We start from the raw sequence: 504 nt of genomic DNA on the forward strand, positions 1-504 counted from the left end.
CTCGATCCGCTGACCGCTAATAGCTGATTGGAGCTATTGCTTTTCGCTAATCGATAGTTGCGGCCCGGTCTTGCGCCCGGCGGGCTCGGTTAGAATACGCGCTGCCGCAAGATTCAAGGATTTCAAACACATGAAGACCACCTTTCTGGATTTCGAGCAGCCGATTGCCGAGCTCGAGGCGAAAATCGAAGAACTGCGTTTCGTGCAGGACGATTCGGCTGTCGACATTTCGGAAGAAATCGAGCGGCTGTCGAAAAAGAGCCAGCAGCTAACGAAGGATCTGTACGCGAACCTGACGCCCTGGCAGGTGTCGCAGATCGCGCGCCATCCGCAGCGGCCGTACACGCTCGATTACGTGAGCGAGCTCTTCACCGATTTTCACGAACTGCACGGCGACCGCGCGTTCGCGGACGACCAGTCGATCGTCGGCGGCCTTGCTCGCTTCAACGGCCATGCGTGCATGGTGATCGGCCATCAGAAGGGCCGCGATACGAAGGAGCGCGC

At 58.5% G+C, this 504-nt stretch carries 1 pseudogene; it reads left to right on the forward strand.

Features of this window, described 5'->3' with window-relative positions:
* Nucleotides 1–130 precede the first annotated feature (130 nt).
* Nucleotides 131–504, forward strand: a pseudogene (locus J5M67_RS27965) (acetyl-CoA carboxylase carboxyl transferase subunit alpha); the annotation flags it as partial.

The organism is Pseudomonas sp. 30_B, assembly GCF_017491605.1.
GTDB lineage: Bacteria > Pseudomonadota > Gammaproteobacteria > Pseudomonadales > Pseudomonadaceae > Pseudomonas.